We start from the raw sequence: 22,932 nt of genomic DNA, 5'->3' as shown, positions 1-22,932 counted from the left end.
CCACCGAACGCAGCAGGTCAGCGGGCGATCGCCGCGTTGATCAGTTCACCGAGCTTCTCGGGCACCGAGAACTGCGGCCAATGGCCGGAGCCGATCTTCACGACCTCCGTGTCGGCGATCGAGCGGAACTCTTCGGCGTAGGGCCCCCACTGGTCGATCATGCCCACGAACGTCGGCTGATCGAGGCCACCCATCAGGAGCGTCGCCGGCACCGCGTACCGCTCGGCATCGTTCAGGACGATCGAGTCGGTCGGCACCCGAGCAGGGACGCTCTGGGTCAGGGGCGCGGTCCGCGCTCGGGTGGACTCGTCGAGGTCGCTCACGTCTTCCTCGGGGAAGAAGTCCCAGCCCGGGAAGGGGACGACGCCCTCCACCACCTCGAACTCGCTGATCCCGTGACCGGTCGGCGGAGGGACGGTGTCGACGAAGATCACTCGGCGCACGCGGTCCGGTCGCGCATCGACGACGCCCCATGCCACATTGCCGCCCCCGCTGTGTCCGACCACCACGACCTCGTCGGAGACCGCATCGACCGCTGCGACGGCGGCGTCGATCCAGTCGGCGATCCCGATGTCGGCGGAGTCGGACGCCGGGGCGCCCACCCCGAGCATGGTGAGCGGGTGCGCACGATGCCCGTCCCGCTCCAGAACGGGGATCACGTCGCGCCAGCTGGCAGCGTCGAGCCAGAGACCGGGGATGAGGATGATGTCCATGACCCGAACGTAGTGCCCACGTCGGACATTCGGGAGGAGAGTTCAGGGCAGCAGCGCGATGACCTCGGCGAGGTTCTGCGGCCCGATGACCAGGCTCGCGGCGTCGCGCACTGCCGGCTTCGCGTTGAACGCGAGGCCGAGGCCCGCCACGGTCATCATCTGAAGGTCGTTCGCCCCATCACCGATCGCAATCGTGGCATGCGGTGCCACGCTGAGTTCGAGGGCCCACTCCTGGAGAGACGCGGCTTTGGCCGCAGCATCCACGATCTCACCGTCGACCCGGCCGGTGAGCACTCCATCGGCCACCTCGAGTCGGTTCGCCCGCCATCGGTCGACCCCGAGTTCCGGTGCCACGCTGTCGAGGATCTCGTGGAACCCGCCGGATACGACCCCGACGACGCCGCCGCGACTGTGCACCGCCGCAGTGAGCTCCTGCACCCCCGGGGTGGGCTCGATGCGGGCACGGACGCGCTGGAACGCTGTGACGGGTACGCCCTGAAGCGCTGCCACCCGTGAACGCAGGCTCGCGGCGAAGTCGATCTCGCCGCGCATCGCGGCCTCCGTCGCAGCCTGCACCTCGTCACGCCGACCGGCCTCGTCGGCGAGCAGTTCGATCACCTCATTGCGGATGAGCGTGGAATCGGCATCGAGGACGACGAGGAAGCGCGCGGAAGTCACGCATCGAGCCTAGCGAGGGTCGGCGAACTGCCCGACCGTGCGTCAGCGATCGATGAAGACGCCCTTGCCGACGACCGTGATCCCGGAGTCGGTCACCGTGAAACCCCGAGCCAGGTCGCGTTCCCGGTCGACGCCGACGGTCGCCCCATCGGCGAGGACGACGTTCTTGTCCAGGATCGCCCGGTGGACGCGGGAGCCCTGGCCGGCGCGAACGTTCTCGAAGACGACCGAGTCGGTGATCGTCGATCCACCACCGGCGAGCGTCCACGGTCCGACCACGCTGCGTTCCAGATGCGCGCCCGAAAGGACGGATCCGAGGGAGACGATCGAGTCGATGGCATTGCCGATGCGCCCGACGGAGTCGCGGACGAACTTCGCGGGCGGCGAGTTGACCGCCTGCGAATGGATCGGCCACTCCATGTTGTAGAGGTTGAAGATCGGCAGCGTCGAGATGAGGTCCATGTGGGCATCGAAGAAGGAGTCGATGGTTCCCACGTCACGCCAGTACGACCGGTCGCGCGGCGACGAGCCCGGCACGTCGTTCTGCTTCATGTCGTAGTAGCCGGCCTCACCGCGGTCGACGAAGTAGGGGACGATGTCGCCACCCATGTCGTGCCCGGACGTGGGGGACTCCCCGTCCGCCTCGACGGCGGCGATCAGTGCGTCGGCATCGAAGATGTAGTTGCCCATGGAGGCCAGCACCTCGTGGGGGGAGTCGTCGAGTCCCGCGATGTCGGTGGGCTTCTCGAGGAACTGCTTGATGAGACCGCTCTGGGAGTCGGCGTCGATCACGCCGAACTGCGAGGCCATGGACAGGGGCTGACGGATGCCGGCGACGGTGGCCCGCGCGCCCGACTCGATGTGGGCATCGAGCATCTGTCGGAAGTCCATCCGATAGACGTGGTCCGCACCGACGACCACGACGATGTCCGGCTTCTCGTCGTTGATCAGATTGAGGCTCTGCAGAATGGCGTCGGCCGAGCCGGAGAACCAGCGCTTACCCAGCCGCTGCTGTGCCGGGACCGAGGCCACGTACGAGTCCAGCAACGCCGACATGCGCCACGTCTGGGAGATGTGTCGGTCGAGGCTGTGCGACTTGTACTGCGTCAGGACGACGATCTGGCGCAGCCCGGAGTTGATCAGGTTCGAGATGGCGAAGTCGATCAGTCGATATTGCCCGCCGAACGGGACAGCGGGCTTTGCGCGGTCCGCTGTGAGGGGCATGAGTCGCTTGCCCTCGCCTCCGGCGAGGATGATCCCGAGGACCTTCTTTGGTGCGGACATGGCTCCACCCTAGATGCCATCCGCCTCACGGAACTAGCGTCTGGACAACTGAGTCACTAGCGTCTAAGAATGCGAGTCGAGATGATCACCAAGGAGTATCCGCCCGAGATATATGGCGGAGCGGGCGTGCACGTGGCTGAGCTCGTCGCCGCACTCCGGCAGAACATCGAGGTGCGTGTCCGCGCATTCGGCGCCCCTCGCGAGGAGGAGGGCACCTTCTCCTACCGCGCTCCGTCGGAGCTTGCGAAGGCCAACGCCGCGCTGCAGACTCTCGGCACCGATCTCGAGATCGTCTCGGCTATCGGTGACGCGGATATCGTGCATACTCACACCTGGTACACAAACTTCGCCGGCCACCTCGCGTCGCAGTTGCACGGCATCCCGCACGTGCTGACGGCACACAGCTTGGAGCCGCTGCGTCCGTGGAAGGCGGAACAGCTCGGCGGAGGGTACGCGGTCTCGAGCGGCATCGAGAAGCTCGCCTACGAGAACGCCGCGGCGGTCATCGCGGTCAGCGCCGGGATGCGGGCCGACATCCTGCGCAGCTACCCCCAGGTGGACCCCGCCAAGGTGCGAGTGATCCACAACGGCATCGATGTCGAGCGATGGCGGCCGGTGCAGGATGCCGCGTTCCTCGAGTCGATCGGCATGGACCCGTCGCGTCCCTCGGTCGTCTTCGTCGGTCGCATCACCCGGCAGAAGGGACTGCCGTACCTGCTGCAAGCCGCTCGGCTGCTCCCCGCCGACGTCCAACTCATCCTCTGCGCCGGCGCCCCGGACACCCCGGAGATCATGGCGGAGGTCCAGGAAGGCGTGCGTCAGCTGCAGCAGAGCCGTGCGGGAGTGATCTGGATCGAGCGGATGCTGCCGCGAGAGGAGTTGTCCGCGATCCTCACCGCGGCGACGACGTTCGTATGCCCGTCGGTGTACGAGCCGCTCGGGATCGTCAACCTCGAGGCGATGGCCTGCGGCGCTGCGGTCGTCGGCACCGCGACCGGCGGCATCCCCGAGGTCGTGGCCGACGGTGTCACCGGCCGTCTCGTCCCGATCGAGCAGCTTCAGGACGGAACCGGAACACCCGTGGACCCCGAACGGTACGTCGCGGACCTGGCCGCCGTGCTCACCGAGGTCGCGACGGATCCGGAGCGCGCCCGCGAGTACGGCGAGGCTGGGCGCGAGCGCGCCAGGGCCGACTTCAGCTGGGGCGCGATCGCCGACACCACCCGCGCGCTCTACGCGGAGCTCGCCCGCTGAGCCGTTAGGCTTGAGACATGTCGAGCGCCCTGGAATTCACTGACGTCGTCGTGCGCCGTGAAGGGCGCAACATCATCGATCACGTGAGTTGGAAGGTCGAAGACGACCAGCGATGGGTGATCCTCGGCCCGAACGGCGCCGGTAAGACGACGCTGCTCCAGTTGGCGGACACACTGATGCACCCCACGTCCGGCACGGTGACCGTGCTGGGCGAGACGCTGGGGCGGACAGACGTGTTCGAACTGCGGCCCCGCATCGGGTTCGCATCGTCTGCCATGGCGAAGAGCGTGCCTCGCGACGAGACGGTGCTGAACACGGTGCTGACGGCCGCGTACTCCGTCCTCGGCCGCTGGAATGAGAGCTACGAGGAGATCGACGAGCGTCGGGCACTGCGGGTCCTCGACAACTGGCGTCTCGCCCACCTCGCAGAACGCACGTTCGGCACGCTGAGCGACGGTGAGCAGAAGCGCGTGCAGATCGCCCGGGCCGTCATGACGGACCCCGAGCTGCTTCTGCTCGACGAGCCGACCGCTTCACTCGACCTCGGTTCGCGTGAAGAGCTGCTCGCCCTGCTCAGCGGCTACGCGTCGTCTCCGACCACGCCGGCGATGCTCATGGTGACGCACCACGTCGAGGAGATCCCGGTGGGCTTCACGCACGTGATGCTGCTTCGCGACGGCCAGGTCGTCGCTGCGGGCCCGATCGCCGAGAATATCACGGCCGAAGCCCTGGGCGAGGCGTTCGGCATGCCGATCACGCTCAGCAACGAAGACGGTCGATACGCCGCGCGTGCGGCATTCTGACGTGATGCCCGCGGCCGTTCGCCGGAGCATCCGGCCTTAAGGTTCCTGAGCCCGCCCGAGGACTGCTAGACTTGACCCTTGGTGCATCTGCACCCTCTGACTTCTTTCTCTGTACGCACCCCCGCAAGCCAAGGATTCCGCTATGAAGACTGACATTCACCCCGACTACCAGGCCGTCGTGTTCCGCGACCTCGGCTCGGGCGAGACGTTCCTCACCCGCTCGACCGTGTCGAGCGACAAGAAGATCGAACTCGATGGCGTGGAGTACCCCGTCATCGACGTCGAGATCTCCTCGGCTTCGCACCCGTTCTACACGGGCAAGCAGCGCATCATGGACTCGGCCGGCCGCGTCGAGAAGTTCAACCAGCGCTTCAAGGGCTTCGGCGGCTCCAAGTAAGGTTTCCGCCACGAAGGCCCCGTACTCTTCGGAGTACGGGGCCTTCGTCGTATCGCGGCGGCGCTCAGAGGTCGATGACGATGCGGCCACCGTCGATCCGGCGGGACGGGTCGCGAGGGGCGGGTGCCGGCGCAGTCCGCTGGGTCTGACGATCGCGTTCCTGACTCGCCTCGTGCGCCGTCGGCGACCACACGCTGTCGAAGACTCCGACCAGCCCGCCGTTCGACACCTTCTCGTACTTCTCCTCGATCGGCTTCCGTGAGAAGGTACGGGTCATGCCGAGGACCACCAGGACGGGCCCCATGCCGAGCGCGATGGCGAGAGTCGTCCAGCCCAGCACGTCGTTCATGACACCAGGATAGGCAGGTCTGAAGCCGCAGGCATCCGATGCCGCGGTGCGGTTCAGCGGATACGTCGATCGCGAGCGAGGTCGATCAGATGCGTCAAGACCGGACCCGAACGAACCCCGTTGTGCTCGTGCTCGCTGGTGACCCAGAGGTGCACGTTCGGCAGGAGTCGGGCAGTCTCGAGGGAGAACTCCATCGGCACATACACATCGTTCACGTAGACGGCTGCCGCGCCGGATGCTCCGGATGCGGCGATCGTGTCGGCGTCGTAGAGGCGCGGCCACTCGACGTCCGCCAGCTCCAGCACGACATCGCGCCACGGCCGGAACGCCGGGACGGTCTCCGTCCACTCGCGACGGATGTGCTCGCCCGTGAAGAGGGTGGGGTCGTCGCGGAAGTCCGAGGGCTCCGTGCGCTCAGCCGACCACCGTGTCGCGTGTCCGTCCGCGTAGCTCGTCTCATGGAAGGCGAAATACAGGGGATTGCGTCCGCTGTAGGGCATCGCGTGCATGAGGTCGTAGCGGAACGCATTCGAGCGGGGGTCCTTCTCCAACAGGGACCACACCGTCTGCCATCCGTCGTTCGTGCCGAGGGCAGAGCCTACCGAGCGCAGGCGCGACGGTGAGAGGATCTCGCCGTCGGGAAGCACGATGTCGCCCGCGTCAGCGAGGTCGACCAGCCGACGCATCGTGTCACGATGCTCGGGGAAACGTCGGTAGTACCGTTCGGATGCTGCGCGCATCTTGTCGTAGCAGAGCGCGTAGACATCGTCAGGATGCCGCCCGACGGCGCTGAGGCCTCCGGTGATGAAGACATCGTCCAGCGCGGCGGAGTGGGTCGACAGGTACGCGAGAGTGGTGAAGCCTCCGAACGACTGACCGAAGACGCTCCACGTCGGTGCGCCCAGGTGCTCCCGCAGAGCCTCACAGTCTCCGACGATCGCGTCGGCGCGCAGGTGCGTGAGATGTTCTGCGACCGCGGAGGCGCCACGGGCGAGCTCCTCGTCGCCCACCGGGGTCGATCGTCCGGTGCCGCGCTGGTCGAGCAGCACCACGCGGTAGTGGGCGAGCGCTTCGTCGAGCCACGCCGGCGACGTCGAGGAATGGAACGGTCGCGGTGCCTCGTGGCCGGGACCTCCCTGCAGGAAGACGAGGAACGGAAGCGTCTCTCCGCCTTCGCGGGAGACGACCGTCGAGAAGATGTCGATCGTACGCGGGTCGGCCGGGTCGTCCCAGACGAGCGGAACGGTGAGCGTGTGCTCGTCGACGGTCAGGTCCAGCAGTCGGCGGGTTCGGGTCGGAGCCATCACATCACGTTTCCTATGTAGGAGTACTTCACGAAGACCTCCGCCGCGATGCCGGATTCCTCCAGAACGCCCTGCACGGCAGACATCATGTAGTTCGAGTCCCAGCCCATGTAGAGGAAGTGGCTTTCGTCGAGCTCGTCCCACTGCCCCTTCCACGCCCTGGCGTCATAGATCGGCCCTCCGTGCTCTGCGCAGTATGTGAGGGCGGCATCTCTCGTGTCGGTCCAGGCGCGGCGGAACACCCGATTGAAGAGGTGCTTGACGTCGTAGACCTCCCAACGCTCCCCGCGGTACTCGACATAGTCGAACTCCCGCTCCCAGCCGGCCGGCCACCCTCGACGGCGCACGGCGTCCAGGATCGGCGTCAACCCGTCATCGTCGATCTCCGGCAGGGCCGGCCGCGCCCAGATGCGCACGAGGTCGGCGGTGAGGGCGACGGTGCGCTGCGTGATCGCTGCGGTGCCCCAGCTGTCGGTCTCGGCGAGTGCCCGCGTGGCGGGCACGGAGCTGCGCGCATAGGCGTCGACTCGCTTGACCGGGTAGGAAGCTCCGAAGACGCGCTCCGTCAACGGCTGCTCGAGGAGGGTGAGGTTGCCGAGCGTGGGTGCGAGCGCACGGTGACTGTTCTGTTCGTCTTCCGTGTACTCGTTCCACGCGCGCACGCCGTCGCCTGACCAGGCATCGCCGGGCACTGTCGGCACGATGTGCTCGACGTCGAAGGCATCGGTGTCATCGACGCCTTCGAGCCTTCCGAGGACGTAGGCGGCGTGGGGGAGTTCACTGTACTTCAGGACCGCGCTCACGCGCTCGTCGGACGGTGTGATCCGCGCGAACGCGCGCGCCAGGGCGTCATGTCCGGCGGAGCGCGCACGGCACAGCCGGGCGATGAGGCGTTCGGGAGGCAGGTTGACCAGGGTGCGCCGAAGGTAGAGCGCCTGGAGCCATTCCAGCGTCTCGATCAGTTCCGCCCGGTCGATGATCCCGCGCGAGTGGTCGCTGTACGCGCTCATCACCAGCGGGTAGGAGGACCTGCCGAAGGTGTTCACATAACGCAGCTGGCGGGAGATCTCGGGGTCGGCTTCCCGTGCGGGATCGAGCAGGATGCCGTAGATCTCGGCGTAGTGGCGCCACGTCTCCGCGTCGGCCTGCAGATGGGCGACGTCCACGCGGGGGAACTGCTGCCGGAACGCGCTGTAGACACCGTGCTCGCCGTTCGATGCGACCTCGCGACCTGTCATGAGTACGAGATAGTGCCGCCAGAACGCGCCGATGGCCTGGCCCGTGTGCTGTTCGATCGGCACCCAGAAGCGGGCTTCGACATCGAGCTGCTCCGTGTGGGTGAGCCCCATCAGGATGTAGTTGTGGATGAGCTCGTGATCCCGAAGCGGTTCGCCGGTGGAGTTCAGGCTCTCGAAGATCTGCTGCGCGTTCGCCTCGGCGCCGAGTGTGATCGACACGTGTTCGAGCTTCTGCAGCCCGCGCCAGATCGTGGGGACCTCGTCGACGTGGATCTGACTGCGGAAGAAGGCGTAGTTGTCATCGAACCGGGACTCGCGGTCGGTGTCGTCGCGTCGGTCCAGCACCACGGACTCGTAGAGCTCGGCCCAAGCGTCGTGGGGGCGCAGTGTCGTGCGGCGCGTGCCGTCTGAGCGGACGAGGACGCGCTCGAGTTCTGCTGCCGTGGCGGGGTCGGTATCGCGGACGGCGTGGTGGAGAGCCGCGACGAGCAGCATCAGAGTGGTGATGCGCTGCTGCCCGTCGATGAGGATCAGGTCTCCGACGGATTCGACGCCGTCCTCGGCGGACAGGATCGATCCGATGAAGTGTCGGTGGGCGTCGTCGTGTGCAGCGACGGCCCGGACATCGGACAGCAGCCGCTCACACCCGCCGATGTCCCAGCGGTACTGGCGCTGGTACACCGGCACCACGATGGTGCCGGTTCCGCCCGCGAGCCACTCGATCGTGTTGACTGCTGTCGCCTCGACGTTGGTCGCGGTGCTCATGCTGGTGTCTCGTCCTCCCGTAGCGCCGGGCGCCGAGGACCCGCCGGACGCCCGATTCAGTCTATTCGCTTATACACGCGCAACCTCCGAAGGGCAGACGGTGCTCGCTGTTAGGCTTGCCTTATCAGGGCCTGTTAAAACGTGCTGGCCCCCGATGAAAGGATCTGACTCAGATCATGGGATACATCAAATCTGCTGCACTCGAGGAAAAGGGATTCGTCGTCCTCGACAGCTACAACCAGGAGCTCGACCCCAAGGAGTGGCTCGACATCGAGTACAACGACTGGAAGTCGTCCGGTGACACCCGGTTCGCTCCGCTCGCCAGTGCCTTCGGTGACATCGAGTGCAACGGCTTCTGGAATCACAAGCCGCCGCGCACCGACAAGGACGGCGTCTGGATCGACTCGCAGGTGGCCAAGGCCCCGAACCTGACGCGTCGCGCGCAGGAGCCGGGTGCCAACGTCGGCCGATGCCGGGTCATCGAGCTGCAGCCCACGCCGTACGGCGAGTGCCTGTACAACCTGCACCAGGACGACAACAACCGTCTGAACCCGGACGGCACCGGGTGGGTCGTCCGCGGGTTCTTCAACCTCACCGACGACAAGGACAGCTACTTCGTCCTCCGCGAGAACCGCACCGACCCGAGCATCGAGTACCGCATCGCGCTTCCGGCCGGCGCGCAGCTCATCGTGGACACTCAGCGTCTGTGGCACGCCGCCACCCACAACGGCGACGAGCCGCGCTACTGCCTGATCACCTCGTGGACCTCCGGCCCGGAGCTCGATGCCTACATCGAGAAGTATCACGGCACCGACGACGTGCCCAACTACGAGGTCGATCAGGAGACGCTCGAGTTCGGCTACGCCGAGCAGGCTCGCAAGGATGCCGCTCGTGCCGCGTACTACGCCGCGAAGGGCCAGCAGGTGAAGCAGGCGATGAGCGAGGCGTAAGCCCCTCACGGCCGACTCGGTTCCCGAGTCGCCGAGCATCATGCAGAGCCGAGGGCCCCGGTCGCGCAGACCGGGGCCTTCGTCGCGCGAACTACATGGTTGTGGTTTCACGGGAACTGGGCGAGAATAGGCTCATAACCGCATATTCACGCCACTCTCGTGGTTCAGGTCGTTGGGGAAGACGCACCTGATGAAACGGAGAGATCATGGCGACGGCTTACGCACGCGGAGTGGTGTTCATCCACTCTGCGCCTCGCGCGCTCTGCCCGCACCTGGAATGGGCGGTAGGTCGCGCTATCGGGCGAGCGGTGAACTTCGACTGGACCGAGCAACCGGTCCTCGAGGGTTCTCGTCGCGCCGAGTTCTATTGGGACGGTCCCGTCGGCACGGGCGCCGCCCTGGCGACCGCGATCCGCGGGTGGGAGCACCTGCGTTTCGAAGTCACGGAAGACCCGACGCCCCGGAGCGACGGTGGCCGTTGGCTGCACACGCCCGACCTCGGCATCCACTATGCCCAGACGGATGCTGCGGGCAACATCGTCATCGGCGAGGATCGCATCCGCTATGCGATGGAGATCGCCGCGGGGAGTGCGGTCGAGTTGCAGCGCGAACTGGACATCGCCCTCGGCTCCGCCTGGGACGAGGAGCTGGAGTCCTTCCGCCACGCCAGCGACGACGCACGCGTCGTCTGGCTGCACAAGGTCGGCTGACCGCCCCGGAGACCTGGAGCGCGGAGGCCGAGTATCGGACACCGGTGACACGTCCCGGGCGCTGAGAAACGTATCCTCGCTCCACCTGACGAGAACCCCGTCTCTGTTCGGAGGCGGGGTTTCTCGTCGCGGAAGAGGGGGTGCCGGGCTTCCGTGATCCGATGCAACGACCAGATCAGATCACGGGCGCGTGCGTCGCCTCGGCGGGGCGAGCGGACGCGCCTTCTCTGACGTCGTTCCACGCCTGCTGCAACCGCGCCATCGCCTCGGTGGTCCTCTCCGGCGGATGCGTGATGGGAATGCGCAGGTACCGCTCGAGAACCCCGCCCGTGGAGAAGCGCGGGCCGGGAGGAGCGATCAGGCGGCGATCGCGTGCGGCAAGCGAGAGGCGCGTCGAGATCGGTGCGCCGAGATCGATCCAGGACGACAGGCCGCCCGGTGTGCGCGGGAACTGCAGGTCGCCGATATCGGCGAGCCCGGCGGCGACGGCCGCGCGTCCGGCGTGCAGCCGCGTTCGAACATGCTCGGTGAGGGCCGGCATCTCATCGAGGAGCTCCACGGCGATGCACTGATCGAGCAGCGCGGTGCCGAGCTCGAATGAGGGGCGAACGGCAAGCAGGCGGTCGATGAGGGATCGTTCTGCGCGGATCCACCCGAGCCGCAGACCTCCCCAGGCGATCTTCGACATCGAGCCGACCGTGACGATCTCGGGACTGAAGGCGGCGAGGGGGAGCGGCGTCCATCCGCGATCGATGTCGAGTTCGGAGGTGGTCTCATCGACGATCAGGCGCGTCCCCGACGCGCGCGCGGTTGCGGCGATCCGCTCGCGGTCGGCATCCGTCATCGTCGCCCCGGTCGGGTTGTGGAAATCGGGGATCAGATAGCCGACCAGGGGCTTCGCGCGCAGCAGCAGGTCAGTGAGGTGGCCGGTATCCCACCCGTCACCGCCGACGGGGGTCGGCAGGAGTCGATAGCCGTTGCGACGCAGCGCATCGAGAGCGTGCGGGAAGGTGGGCTGTTCGACGAGGGCCCGCTCTCCTCGTCGGGCGATCGTCGCCAGCACCAGATTGACGGCGTTCAGGGCGCCGGACGTGATGATGATGTCGTTCGCCGATGTCGGAACTCCGCGTTGGATGAAGCGCTGCGCGACCGCCTCGCGGAGCTCAGGGAGTCCGCGGAGCGAGTATCCGCTCGTGTTGCGGAGGGCCGCGAGTCGGGGGAGGGATCGCACCGTCGCGTCGTACAGCCCGGGAGTCGAGTCCATGGCCGCGATCGACAGATCGATGGCGGAGTCGACCTCGGTGTCGTAGGTCAGCGCGTCTCGGTGTGGAAGCGTGACCCGCGTGCTCCCGCCGTGCAGGCGCGTGACGTAGCCGTCGCGTTCGAGCAGACTGTAGACGCGGGTCATGGTCGAGCGTGACCGCTGGAGTTCCAGGGCGAGAGCGCGTTCGCTGGGCAGCCTTTCACCCACGGTGAGTCGGCCGTCGAGGATCAACGCGCGGATCTGCCCTGCGAGCGCGGCGGCCGTGGCGCCGGCGGCGTTCTGTGCGCCGAGCTGTTCCACCAATCGCGATGCCATCGAACCAGTATGCGGCAAAGTGGCGTCAGATACGCAGGCCACTTTTCGAGGAGTGGACCCACGGCGGAGCTGGCCGCAGCATCCATCATGGAGACATGCACCTGCGCTCCCTCTTCCTTCCGGTCACCGCTACGAGTCGCCGGGACCTCGCCGAGCGCATCGTCCAGCTCCTCGTCGGGCTCTTCCTCTACGGCGTGGCGCTGGGCCTGATGGTGCGTGGCGGGATCGGTGTCGCACCGTGGGATGTGCTTGCCCTCGGGGTCTCCGGGCAGTCCGGGATCGGGTACGGAACGATCACGGTTCTCGTCTCCGTGGTCGTGCTGCTGCTGTGGATTCCGTTGCGCCAGCGCGCCGGCGTCGGCACCCTCCTCAACGCGCTGCTGGTCGGGCCTTTTGCCGATCTGACGCTCGCCGTGGTCCCGGCGCCGCCGTCGATCTGGGTCGGCGCACCCATGTTCGCGGTGGGGCTCGTGCTGCTGGCGTTCGCCACCGGCCTGTACATCGCCGCGAGTTTCGGACCGGGTCCACGCGATGGCCTGATGACCGGACTGGTCCGCGTCACCGGATGGAGAGTGTGGATCGTTCGCACGCTGATCGAGGGCAGCGTCTTGCTCGTCGGCTTCCTGCTGGGTGGCCCGGTCGGAGTCGGCACGGTTCTCTTCGCCCTGGGAGTCGGGCCGCTCATCGGCTGGTTCCTGCCTCGCATCACGCGGCTCCGGGAAGAGCGCTCCCGCCGGCTCGCTCCTACCGCGTCGCGGTGACGACGACCGCTCGTACGAATGACGCAGAGAAGGCCCCGGGGATCGCGTCCCGGGGCCTTCGCTGTGAATGCCTCAGTCCGCGCTGGCGAAGACGGCGACGGCGTTGTGCCCGCCGAAGCCGAATGAGTTGCTGATCGCCACCTGCGGTCCGTCACCGAGCGGCATCGGCTCGCCGGAGAGGCGGAACGGCACCGCGGGGTCGGGCTCGGTCATGTTGATCGTCGGCGGCGCGACGCGGTCGCGCAGCGCGAGGAGGGCGAAGATCGCCTCGAGTGCGCCAGTGCCACCGAGCAGGTGGCCGGTCGAGGCCTTCGTGGCGGAGACGGGGATCTCATCGAGACGATCGCCGAACACGCGCTTGAGCGCGACGTACTCGTTGGGGTCTCCCACGGGCGTCGAGGTGGCGTGCGCGTTGATGTGGGTGACCTGATCGGCGGTGACGCCGGCCTCTTCGAGGGCGTGGGTCACAGCACGGGCAGCGCCCTTGCCCTCGGGGTCGTTCCCGGTGATGTGGTAGGCGTCAGCGGTCACACCGCCACCGAGCACGTAGCCGTAGATCTTGGCACCACGGGCCTTCGCGTGATCCTCGGTCTCGAGGATCAGCACGGCGGCACCCTCGCCCATGACGAAGCCGTCGCGGTCGATGGCTCCTGGGCGAGACGCGTGCTGCGGGTCGTCGTTGCGCCGGGACAGCGCCTGAGCGGACGCGAACGAGGCCATGGTGATCGGGTGGATCGCCGATTCGGCGCCACCCGCGATCACGACGTCGGCGAGGCCTTCCTGCAGGTGATGGAAGGCGTGGATGACGGATTCGGTGCTCGAAGCGCATGCGCTCACGACGGTCTGCGCGTAAGCGCGAGCATGGAACTGGAGTGAGAGGTTCCCGGCTGCAGCGTTCGGCATCAGCATCGGAACGGTCAGCGGCATGACGCGACGCGGACCCTTCTCGCGCAGGGTGTCCCAGGCGTCCAGGAGAGTCCAGAGGCCGCCGATACCGGTGGCGAAGTCGACACCGAGGCGCTCCGGGTCGACCTCGGGTGACCCGGCATCCTCCCACGCCTCGCGTGCGGCGATCAGAGCGAACTGAGAGGAGGGGTCGAGCCGCTTCGCCTCGTGGCGGGGCAGGACCTCTTCGGGTCGGACGATCGCCTCGGCGGCGAAGGTGACGGGGAGTTCATACTCCTGAACCCAGTCGTGCTCGAGGGTGCGGGTCCCGGACATTCCTGCGAGCAGGTTGGTCCAGTTGTCCGGGGCGGTCCCGCCGATGGCGGACGTGGCGCCGATGCCGGTGACGACGATGCGCTTGGTCATGGTGTGGTTCCTTGTCGGGCGGGGATCGAGCGAGCTGGAGGCAGGGCGCAGGATGCCACGCCCCGCAGAAGCGGGGGTGGCATCCTGTCGGGATTACTCCTGGCCTGCGACGATGAAGTTGACTGCGTCGCCGACCGTCTTGAGGTTCTTGACCTCGTCGTCGGGAATGGTGACGCCGAACTTCTCCTCGGCGTTGACGACGATCGTCATCATCGAGATCGAGTCGATGTCGAGGTCGTCGGTGAACGACTTCTCCGGGGCGACCTCGGAGGCGTTGATGCCGGTCTCGTCGGTGATGAGCTCTGCGAGGCCGGCGAGGACCTCATCGTTGGTGAAAGCCATGTGGTCTTCCTCTTTCTTGCGGGTTGTATTCGGAACCGTGGAACAGTCTAGGGATTCTCGCGCGATCTCAGGGGAGGACGACGACCTGTGCGGCGAAGACGAGCCCCGCGCCGAAGCCGATCTGCAAGGCGAGGCCGCCGGAGAGCTCGGGGTGCTCAGCCATCAGACGGTGGCTGGCGAGCGGGATGGATGCCGCAGACGTGTTCCCGGTCGTCTCGATGTCGCGCGCGATCACCGTGGTCTCGGGAAGCTTCAGCTGCTTGGCGAACTCGTCGATGATGCGCATGTTCGCCTGGTGGGGGATGAAGGCTGCGAGGTCGGATGCCTCGATCCCGGCCTTGTCGAGTGCTTCGCGGGCGACCTTCGCCATCTCCCACACCGCCCAGCGGAAGACTGTCGGGCCTTCCTGGCGGAGCGTGGGCCACGGCACCTCGCCGTCGCGGAACTCGGTGAGCGTGCCGTTCATGCCGACGGCATCCGCCTTCGATCCGTCCGATCCCCAGACAGCCGGGGCGATCCCGGGTGTCTCGCTGGGACCGATGAGTGCGGCGCCGGCGCCATCACCGAGCAGGAACGAGATGCTCCGGTCGGTCGGGTCGACGATGTCGGAGAGCTTCTCAGCGCCGATGACGAGGGCGTAACGGGCGGCTCCGCCCTTGATCAGCGCGTCGGCCTGAGCGATGGCGTAGGCGTATCCGGCGCAGGCGGCGTTGACGTCATAGGCGGCGGCCGGGTTGGCGCCCACCCGGTCGGCGACGATCGCCGAGACCGAGGGCGTCTGCTTGGGGTTGCTGACGGTCGCGACGATCACGAGGTCGACCTGGTCGGCAGGAATTCCGGCCTTCTCGATGGCTTCGGACGCTGCGGCCGTGGCGAGGTCGATCGCGTCAGTGCCCTTGTCTGCACGCACCCGGGTGATGATGCCCGTGCGCTGGCGGATCCACTCGTCGCTGGAGTCGATCGGACCGATCAGATCGTCGTTGGGGACGGCGTTTTCGCCGCGCGCGGCGCCGAAGGAGTAGATGCGCGTGTACGCGGGGCCCGTGTGCTGGGCGAGTACGGCGGTCATGCGGCGGCTTCTCCGTTCAGCAGCGCGACGGCTGCGTCGAGGTCTTCGGGAGTCTTCACGGCGACGGTGGGCACACCGCGCAGCCCGCGCTTGGCCAGCCCGACCAGTGCGCCGGCGGGGGCGAGTTCGATCAGACCGGTGATGCCGCGCTCGGCGAAGGACGCCATGCAGAGGTCCCACCGAACCGGCGACGAAACCTGGTCGACCAGGTACGAGAGCGCCTGCGCGCCGCTTTCGACGACCGTGCCGTCGCGGTTCGTCCACATCGGGATGGCCGGGTCCGCAGGTGTGACGGTGGCGACCGCTTCGCGCAGAGCGGCGACGGCGGACGCCATGTACTCGGTGTGGAAGGCGCCGGCCACCTGCAGCGGGACGACGCGAGTCCCCTTGACCGCCTGTGTCGAGAGTGCTTCGAGCGCGAGGAGCTCGCCGGCGACGACGATCTGCCCGCCGCCGTTGAAGTTCGCGGGTGAGAGCCCGAGGTCTTTGAGCCGCTCGAGGAGCGCTTCCTCGTCGCCGCCGAGGACGGCGCTCATGCCCGTCGGGGTCTGCGCCGCGGCATCCGCCATCGCGCGACCACGAATGCTGACCAGACGCATGCCGGTCTCGGCATCGATCACACCGCTGCCGACAAGCGCCGCGATCTCGCCCACCGAGTGACCGGCGATCCCGTCGGCGCGGCGGCCTGCCTTCGCCGTCAAGGCGTCACCGGCGATCAGCGAGGCTGCGACGATCAGCGGCTGGGCGATGCGGGTGTCACGGATGGTGTCGGCGTCGGACACGGTGCCGTGTGCGACGAGATCGACCTCCGCAGCCTCGGAGTAGGCGGCGAGACGCTCGGCCACCCCCTCGAGCTCAAGCCAAGGAGCGAGGAATCCGGGGGTCTGCGAGCCCTGACCTGGGCATACGACGACAATCACATCACCCAGTCTGTCAACGATTGCGGCCGAGTGGTGGATGATCCATCACAAGATTGCGAGAAACCCTTGTGTGTGGCGTACAGGTTGGCGTCAGCGCGGGGTTCGGCGCAGCGTGGGTCGGCGACGCACCAGATCCGCCGCACCGATCGATCCGAGGATCAGCGCGGTCTGCAGGATCAGGGCTTCGCGAGGCCCGGTGGCATCCCAGCCGATGACTTCGCTCACGCGCTTGAGGCGGTAGCGGACGGTGTTGGGGTGCACGAAGAGCTCACGAGCGGTGGCTTCCAGCGAGCGCCCGTTGTCGAGGTAGCTCCAGAGTGTCGTGACGAGATCGGTCGAGTGCTCCTGCAACGGGCGGAAGATGCGCTCGATGAGCGTCTGCTTCGCGAGCGGGTCCCCGGCCAGCGCGCGTTCCGGCAGCAGGTCGTCTGCCTCGACGGGGCGGGGCGCTCCGCGCCAGGCGCGTGCGACAGCGAAACCGGCGAGTGCCGCGCGCGCGCTCTGACTGGCGTCGACGAGTGCGGCGACGGCGGGACCGAGAACGACGTATCCGGTGCCGAACGACGGCTCGAGGCGCGTGGCGATCTCCTGGAAACCGAGCTCTTCCTCTTCGCCCTCCTGCCCTGCGATGCGTGCGCGTCCGAGGACGAGCACGAGGCGCGAGCCTTGAACTCCGATGAGCACGTCGACTGCCAGCTTCCGCGCGGTCCGGCGAACCAGGTCCACGTCGAACTGCGGGGGAGTCGTGCCCACGAGCACCGCGACCTCACCGTGACCGTGCCAGCCGAGGGCGGCGATCCGGCTGGGGAGTTCTTCGTCGGCCTCGCCGGTCAGGATCGAGTCGACGACGAGAGCCTCGAGTCGCGCATCCCACAACCCGCGCGCTTCTGCAGCACGCGCGTAGACGTCGGCTGCTGCGAAGGCGACATCGCGCGAATAGAGCAGGATCGCCTCGCGGAGGTCGTTGCCGCGTCCGGCGACACGCTCTTCGGTGACCTCGACCGTCACCCGGATGAGCTGCAGAGTCTGCTGCAGGCTGACGCTGCGCAGCAGTTCGCGGGGAGCTGCCGCGAAGATGTCCGCCGCGATCCAGGGAGTGGAGTTGGGGTCTTCGTACCACTGGATGAAGGAGGTGATGCCCGCCTGCGCCACCAGCCCGACCGCAGAGCGGCGGGCCGGTGGCATGTCGGCGTACCAGGGGAGCGTGTCTTCCAGCCGCTTGATGGTCACCGAGGCGATGTCACCGGAGATACGGCGCAGCCAGGTGAGGGTCGCGGCCTTGTCCATGCCGCTGGAAGACGAAGCTGTCACCGAGGGCTCAGCTTTCCCCACCTGCGTTGCCGCTGGTGCCGGCGTTCACATCGTGCAGGCTGTACTTCTGGATCGCCTGCGCGGCGAGGGAGCGGTCGACGGCTCCCTCTTCGGCGAGCGACTGCAGCGTGCGGACGACGATCGACGGGCCATCGATCTTGAAGAAGCGACGAGCGGCGGCGCGGGTGTCGGAGAAGCCGAAGCCATCGGCACCGAGCGTGGCGAAGCGCTGCGGAATCCACGGACGGATCTGGTCCTGCACTGCGTGCATCGCGTCGCTGACAGCGACGACCGGGCCTTCGGCACCCTGCAGCTTCTGGGTGAGGTAGGCCGTGCGAGGTTCTTCCTCCGGGTGCAGGAAGTTGTGCTCGTCGGCAGCGAGGCCGTCGCGGCGCAGCTCCGTCCAGGACGTCACGGACCACACGTCGGCGATCACACCCCAGTCGTTCTTCAGGAGTTCCTGCGCTTCGAGGGCCCACGAGACGCCGACACCCGAGGCGAAGACCTGGGCGCGGGGGCCGTTGCCCTCGCCGACGGAGATGCGGTGGATGCCGCGGACGATGCCGTCCACGTCGACGTTCTCCGGCTCGGCCGGCTGCACGTAGGGCTCGTTGTAGACCGTGAGGTAGTACATCACGTTCGGGTCTTCGTGGTTGCCGCCGTACATGCGCTCGAGACCGGAGCGCATGATGTGCGCGATCTCGTAGCCGTACGCCGGGTCGTACGAGACCGTGGCGGGGTTGGTCGACGCGAGCAGGTGCGAGTGGCCGTCGGCGTGCTGAAGGCCCTCACCGGTGAGCGTCGTGCGACCCGCTGTAGCGCCGATGATGAAGCCGCGGGCCATCTGGTCACCGGCCGCCCACTGAGCGTCACCCGTGCGCTGGAACCCGAACATCGAGTAGAAGATGTAGATCGGGATGAGCGGCTCGCCGTGCGTGGCGTATGACGTGCCCGCTGCGGTGAATGCCGCGACGGCACCCGCTTCGTTGATGCCGACGTGCACGATCTGACCCTGCGGGCTCTCCTTGTAGGCGAGGAGGAGTTCGCGGTCGACCGACGTGTAGTGCTGGCCGTTCGGGTTGTAGATCTTCGCCGTCGGGAAGTAGGCGTCCATACCGAACGTGCGCGCTTCGTCGGGAATGATCGGCACGATGCGGTGACCGAAGTCCTTCGAGCGCAGCAGGTCCTTCAGCAGACGGACGAACGCCATGGTGGTGGCGATCTCCTGCGTTCCGGAGCCCTTCTTGGGGAGGGCGTAGGCGGAGTCCTCGGGGAGGGAGAGGCCGACGTGGGTCGTGCGACGCTCCGGCAGGAAGCCGCCGAGAGCCTGGCGGCGCTCGAGCATGTACTGGATCGTCTCGTCCTGCGGTCCCGGGTTGTAGTACGGGGGCAGGTAGGGGTTCTCCTCGAGCTGAGCATCCGAGATCGGGATGTGCATCGCGTCGCGGAACGTCTTGAGGTTGTCCAGCGTCATCTTCTTCATCTGGTGGGTCGCGTTGCGGCCCTCGAACTGCGGACCGAGGCCGTAGCCCTTGACGGTCTTCGCGAGGATGACGGTGGGCTTGCCCTTGTGCTCGGTCGCGGCCTTGAAGGCGGCGTAGACCTTGCGGTAGTCGTGGCCACCGCGCTTGAGGTTCCAGATGTCGTCGTCGGAGTAGTCCTTGACGAGGGCGGCGGCACGCTCGTCGCGGCCGAAGAAGTTCTCGCGGATGTACGCGCCCGACTCGGCCTTGTACGTCTGGAAGTCACCGTCGGGAGTGACGTTCATGAGGTTGAGCAGTGCACCCTCGGTGTCGCGGGAGAGCAAGTCATCCCATTCGCGACCCCAGACGACCTTGATGACGTTCCAGCCGGCGCCGCGGAAGAACGACTCCAGCTCCTGGACGATCTTGCCGTTGCCGCGCACCGGGCCGTCGAGGCGCTGGAGGTTGCAGTTGACGATGAAGGTCAGGTTGTCCAGGCCCTCGTTGGCAGCGACCTGCAACTGGCCGCGGCTCTCGACTTCGTCCATCTCGCCGTCGCCGAGGAAGGCCCAGACGTGCGAGGCGGAGGTGTCTTTGATGCCGCGGTTCTCGATGTACTTGTTGGACATCGCCTGGTAGATCGCGTTGATCGGACCCAGACCCATCGACACGGTGGGGAACTGCCAGTACTCCGGCATCAGACGCGGGTGCGGGTACGAGGGGATGCCGTTCGGGCCGTGCGACTTCTCCTGGCGGAATCCGTCGAGCTGGTCTTCGGTCAGGCGCCCTTCGAGGTAGGAGCGCGCGTAGGTTCCGGGGGAGGCGTGACCCTGGATGAAGATCTGGTCGGCACCGCCTTCGTGGTCGGCACCCTTGAAGAAGTGGTTGAAGCCGACTTCATACAGTGCGGCCGAAGACGCGTAGGTGGAGATGTGGCCGCCGACGCCGATGCCGGGGCGCTGCGCGCGGTGCACCGTGATGGCCGCGTTCCAGCGGATCCAGGCGCGGTAGCGGCGCTCGATCTCTTCGTCACCGGGGAACTCGGGCTCGTTCTCCGGAGCGATGGTGTTGATGTAGTCCGTGGTCGGGACCATCGGCACGCCCAGGTGCAGCTCTTTCGAGCGCTTGAGCAGGCTGAGCATGATCTCGCGGCCTCGGCCGTGGCCCTTGGCGTCGACGAGCTCGTCGAGAGACTGCTGCCATTCGCCGGTCTCCTCGGGATCGCTGTCGAGGGGGCCTTGGGAGTACGGATCCTGATCGTGGACGGTCACGGGGAACCTTTCGTCAAGCTGGCGGGTCTCGCCGAGGAAACGGGAAGCGACACGGGCAGCCTTGTCGACTGTGCACAACGCGCGCCGACCTCAGCCTATCCCTGATCACAGGAAGTCGGATGCCGCGGGCGGACCTTGACGCGGCATGTCACATCCGTCGCGCGGCCGGTCTCTTCATGACAGAGGTCCGAACGTCCGCAGAGCTACCGGAGGAGACATGAGCATGAGCAGCAACGGCATCCGTATCCCGACAGTCAAGGTCGCCGCCGATCAGGACTAGCTCGCCCGGCTTGACCAGGTCGTCGCGCTGGGACGGTGACACCCGCGCGGCGCGCGCCTGGATAAGATGGTCAGGAAGGGCCTTTAGCTCAGCTGGTAGAGCGCCACGTTTACACCGTGGATGTCGTCGGTTCGATCCCGGCAGGGCCCACTCCATTTCCTCGTCGCCCGCTTCGTGGCCACGGCGCCGTCGCACCCTTTCGTTAGTGTGGACTTCACTCGCTCACATCGTGAGCGACCAGTGACTTTCGACGAAGAAACCTCAGGAGCGACAATGGCGCGACGCATCGTCATCAGCGGAGCATCCGGACTGATCGGAACGGCGCTCGCGTCCTCGCTCCGTGGCGACGGCATCGAGGTCACGACGCTCGTGCGACGCCCACCCAGGAGCGATGACGAAGCGCAGTGGGCGCCGGGGGAGCGCGAGCTCGATCCCGACGTGCTCGCCGGTGCTGAGGCGATCGTCTCCTTGAGCGGAGCCAGCGTCGGTCGAGTGCCGTGGACCCGTCGCTACCGCACGGAACTCGTCGACTCGCGTCTGCGCACGACGAAGACGATCACCACCGCGATGCGTGCTCTCCGCTCTGATGCTCCCGCACTCGTCTCTGCATCCGCCGTCGGATACTACGGCTCGGCACCGGGGGAGCAGCTCACCGAAGACTCCACTGCAGGCGAGACGTTCCTGGCCGATCTCTGCGTGCGCTGGGAAGCTGAAGCGCGCCGCGCCGACGACCACGCCCGCGTCGCTCTGTTGCGGACGGCCCCGATCATCCACCGTCAGGGCGTGCTGAAGCCCCTCATCCAGCTGACGCGCTTCCGAGTGGCCGGGCCGATCGGGCCTGGAACGCAGATCTGGCCCTGGATCTCGCTCGAAGACGAGGTGCGCGCGATCCGCCACGTCCTCGATCAGAAGATCGGGGGCCCCGTGAACCTCACCGGACCGACTCCGGCATCGGCCAACGAGACCGGCCGGGCCCTCGCCGCGCGCATGCACCGGCCGTTCTGGCTCCCCGCTCCGTCGTGGGCGCTACGCCTCGCGCTGAACGAAGCGGCGGACTCGCTTCTTCTCACCGACGCGGATGTGCGTCCCGGAGTGCTGGAGAAGACCGGATTCCAGTTCACGCACTCCACCGTCGACGAGGCCGTGAACGCAGCGATCTGATCTGCACGAGCATCGCCCCTCCCGATGTGACACCGGCACTGCCAGACTGTGCGCATGGAGATCATCGAGAACTCGAAGCTCACCGTCGTCGGGGCGGGAAGCGTCGGATCCAGCGTCGCCTACGCCGCACTGATCCGCGGCTCTGCCCGCCACGTCGCCCTCTACGACATCGCCACTGAAAAGGTGGAGGCCGAGGTCCTCGATCTCGCCCACGGCACCCAGTTCACCGGCACGAGTGACATCGTCGGCGGCAGCGACATCTCCGTCGCCGCGGGCTCACACGTCGTCGTCATCACCGCCGGCGCGAAACAGAACCCCGGACAGACCCGCACCGAGCTCGCCGAGGTCAACGCCGGCATCATCCGCACCATGATGCCGCAGCTGCTCGAAGTCGCCCCGAACGCGGTCTACGTCATCGTCACCAACCCGTGCGACGTTCTCACCGTGATCGCGCAGGAGGCCACCGGCCTTCCCATCGAGCGGATCTTCGCCTCCGGAACCGTCCTCGACACCTCACGCCTCCGGTGGAAGCTCGCCGAACGCGCGGGGGTCTCGACGGCGAGTGTGCACGCCCACATCGTCGGCGAGCACGGCGACACCGAGTTCCCGCTGTGGTCCCGCGCAACCATCGGCACGGTCCCGATTCTCGACTGGGAAGTCCCGGGACACCCTCGATTCACGCTCGACGAACTCGATGCGATCGCCGTCGACGTCCGCGACGCCGCCTACAAGGTCATTCAGGGCAAGGGCGCGACCAACTACGCCATCGGCCTGTCGAGTGCCCGCATCGTCGAGGCGATTCTCCGCGACGAGCACGCGGTGATGCCGGTCAGCACGGTGCTGCACGACTTCCACGGCGTCGACGGCGTGGCGCTCTCGGTGCCGTCGATCGTGAGTGCGACGGGCGCGATGCCGATCCGCAACACCTCGTTCTCCGACGAAGAACTCGGTCTGCTCCATCACTCGGCGAAGGCCCTCGACGAGGTCACCGCGACGTTGCGCCAGTGACCTCGCCGCGC

Annotated in this window: 21 protein-coding genes and 1 tRNA gene; 9 read left to right on the top strand and 13 right to left on the bottom strand. The window is 67.2% G+C overall.

Annotated features, from left to right (window positions below; genetic code table 11):
- Positions 1-17: 17 nt before the first annotated feature.
- Genes D7252_RS15470 through D7252_RS15460 form a run of 3 tightly spaced genes read right to left on the bottom strand, consistent with a single transcriptional unit; the run spans position 18 to position 2,675 of the window.
- Positions 18-713, bottom strand: coding sequence for an alpha/beta fold hydrolase (locus D7252_RS15470; RefSeq protein ID WP_120776197.1), 696 nt, complete (start codon positions 711-713; stop codon positions 18-20).
- A gap of 42 nt (positions 714-755) precedes the next feature.
- Positions 756-1,391, bottom strand: coding sequence for a phosphoserine phosphatase SerB (gene serB / locus D7252_RS15465; RefSeq protein WP_120776196.1), 636 nt, complete (start codon positions 1,389-1,391; stop codon positions 756-758).
- Between the two features lie 42 nt (positions 1,392-1,433).
- Entirely contained in the window at positions 1,434-2,675 is a 1,242-nt protein-coding gene (locus tag D7252_RS15460) for a glucose-1-phosphate adenylyltransferase (RefSeq protein WP_120776195.1), read from the bottom strand.
- Positions 2,676-2,744: 69 nt separating this feature from the next.
- Here D7252_RS15460 and glgA point away from each other — a divergent pair, with 69 nt between their 5' ends.
- From glgA to D7252_RS15445, 3 genes are all read left to right on the top strand, one after another.
- Positions 2,745-3,929 carry a glycogen synthase gene (gene glgA, locus D7252_RS15455; RefSeq protein ID WP_120776194.1) on the top strand — a complete coding sequence of 395 codons (1,185 nt, stop codon included), beginning with the start codon at positions 2,745-2,747 and terminating at the stop codon, positions 3,927-3,929.
- 17 nt (positions 3,930-3,946) lie between these two features.
- Entirely contained in the window at positions 3,947-4,732 is a 786-nt protein-coding gene (locus D7252_RS15450) for an ABC transporter ATP-binding protein (RefSeq protein WP_120776193.1), read from the top strand.
- Between the two features lie 142 nt (positions 4,733-4,874).
- Positions 4,875-5,129 carry a type B 50S ribosomal protein L31 gene (locus D7252_RS15445; RefSeq protein WP_120776192.1) on the top strand — a complete coding sequence of 85 codons (255 nt, stop codon included), beginning with the start codon at positions 4,875-4,877 and terminating at the stop codon, positions 5,127-5,129.
- A gap of 64 nt (positions 5,130-5,193) precedes the next feature.
- On the opposite strand, the gene D7252_RS15440 is transcribed toward D7252_RS15445, so the two are convergent.
- The 3 genes from D7252_RS15440 to D7252_RS15430 are packed head-to-tail and all read right to left on the bottom strand — an operon-like array spanning position 5,194 to position 8,785.
- Entirely contained in the window at positions 5,194-5,478 is a 285-nt protein-coding gene (locus tag D7252_RS15440) for a hypothetical protein (protein ID WP_120776191.1), read from the bottom strand.
- A 53-nt stretch (positions 5,479-5,531) separates the two neighbouring features.
- Positions 5,532-6,782 (bottom strand): alpha/beta fold hydrolase, encoded by a 1,251-nt coding sequence (locus D7252_RS15435; RefSeq protein WP_120776190.1) that lies wholly within the window; start codon positions 6,780-6,782, stop codon positions 5,532-5,534.
- Positions 6,782-8,785 carry a DUF262 domain-containing protein gene (locus D7252_RS15430; RefSeq protein WP_120776189.1) on the bottom strand — a complete coding sequence of 668 codons (2,004 nt, stop codon included), beginning with the start codon at positions 8,783-8,785 and terminating at the stop codon, positions 6,782-6,784. Before D7252_RS15430 ends, D7252_RS15435 begins: the two co-directional genes overlap by 1 nt.
- A 176-nt stretch (positions 8,786-8,961) precedes the next feature.
- Here D7252_RS15430 and D7252_RS15425 point away from each other — a divergent pair, with 176 nt between their 5' ends.
- A complete protein-coding gene (locus D7252_RS15425; RefSeq protein WP_120776188.1) occupies positions 8,962-9,735 on the top strand; it encodes a hypothetical protein in 774 nt (257 codons plus the stop codon).
- Positions 9,736-9,941: 206 nt separating this feature from the next.
- Complete coding sequence (locus D7252_RS15420) at positions 9,942-10,445, top strand: DUF3145 domain-containing protein (RefSeq protein WP_120776187.1); 504 nt, start codon at positions 9,942-9,944, stop codon at positions 10,443-10,445.
- A 175-nt stretch (positions 10,446-10,620) separates the two neighbouring features.
- On the opposite strand, the gene D7252_RS15415 is transcribed toward D7252_RS15420, so the two are convergent.
- Entirely contained in the window at positions 10,621-12,024 is a 1,404-nt protein-coding gene (locus D7252_RS15415) for a PLP-dependent aminotransferase family protein (RefSeq protein WP_120776186.1), read from the bottom strand.
- 95 nt (positions 12,025-12,119) lie between these two features.
- On the opposite strand from D7252_RS15415, the gene D7252_RS15410 reads away from it, so the two are divergent.
- Complete coding sequence (locus D7252_RS15410; protein WP_120776185.1) at positions 12,120-12,785, top strand: YitT family protein; 666 nt, start codon at positions 12,120-12,122, stop codon at positions 12,783-12,785.
- Between the two features lie 72 nt (positions 12,786-12,857).
- Here D7252_RS15410 and D7252_RS15405 read toward each other — a convergent pair whose 3' ends face one another.
- From D7252_RS15405 to aceE, 6 genes are all read right to left on the bottom strand, one after another.
- Positions 12,858-14,096, bottom strand: a complete 1,239-nt coding sequence (locus D7252_RS15405) for a beta-ketoacyl synthase (RefSeq protein ID WP_120776184.1) — start codon at positions 14,094-14,096, stop codon at positions 12,858-12,860.
- A gap of 93 nt (positions 14,097-14,189) precedes the next feature.
- Positions 14,190-14,438, bottom strand: a complete 249-nt coding sequence (locus D7252_RS15400; protein ID WP_120776183.1) for an acyl carrier protein — start codon at positions 14,436-14,438, stop codon at positions 14,190-14,192.
- A 67-nt stretch (positions 14,439-14,505) separates the two neighbouring features.
- Positions 14,506-15,507 carry a beta-ketoacyl-ACP synthase III gene (locus tag D7252_RS15395; RefSeq protein ID WP_120776182.1) on the bottom strand — a complete coding sequence of 334 codons (1,002 nt, stop codon included), beginning with the start codon at positions 15,505-15,507 and terminating at the stop codon, positions 14,506-14,508.
- On the bottom strand, positions 15,504-16,427 hold the full coding sequence (locus D7252_RS15390) for an ACP S-malonyltransferase (protein WP_120776181.1): 924 nt from the start codon (positions 16,425-16,427) through the stop codon (positions 15,504-15,506). Before D7252_RS15390 ends, D7252_RS15395 begins: the two co-directional genes overlap by 4 nt.
- Positions 16,428-16,517: 90 nt before the next feature.
- Positions 16,518-17,714 (bottom strand): CdaR family transcriptional regulator, encoded by a 1,197-nt coding sequence (locus D7252_RS15385; RefSeq protein WP_120776180.1) that lies wholly within the window; start codon positions 17,712-17,714, stop codon positions 16,518-16,520.
- A 31-nt stretch (positions 17,715-17,745) separates the two neighbouring features.
- The gene (aceE, locus tag D7252_RS15380) at positions 17,746-20,472 is read right to left on the bottom strand and encodes a pyruvate dehydrogenase (acetyl-transferring), homodimeric type (protein WP_120776179.1); all 2,727 of its coding nucleotides are present in this window, start codon (positions 20,470-20,472) and stop codon (positions 17,746-17,748) included.
- A 357-nt stretch (positions 20,473-20,829) separates the two neighbouring features.
- Between aceE and D7252_RS15375 the strand changes: the two genes are divergently transcribed.
- The 3 genes from D7252_RS15375 to D7252_RS15365 all read left to right on the top strand — a co-directional run bounded on the left by D7252_RS15375 (position 20,830) and on the right by D7252_RS15365 (position 22,921).
- Positions 20,830-20,902, top strand: a tRNA-Val gene (locus tag D7252_RS15375).
- Between the two features lie 123 nt (positions 20,903-21,025).
- Entirely contained in the window at positions 21,026-21,913 is an 888-nt protein-coding gene (locus tag D7252_RS15370; protein ID WP_120776178.1) for a TIGR01777 family oxidoreductase, read from the top strand.
- A gap of 54 nt (positions 21,914-21,967) precedes the next feature.
- A complete protein-coding gene (locus tag D7252_RS15365; RefSeq protein ID WP_120776177.1) occupies positions 21,968-22,921 on the top strand; it encodes an L-lactate dehydrogenase in 954 nt (317 codons plus the stop codon).
- The last annotated feature ends 11 nt before the right edge of the window (positions 22,922-22,932 follow it).

It is taken from the genome of Microbacterium sp. CGR2, assembly GCF_003626735.1.
GTDB lineage: Bacteria > Actinomycetota > Actinomycetes > Actinomycetales > Microbacteriaceae > Microbacterium.
Note: the sequence above shows the minus strand (reverse complement) of the source record. Positions and strands in the feature narration are given on the sequence as shown.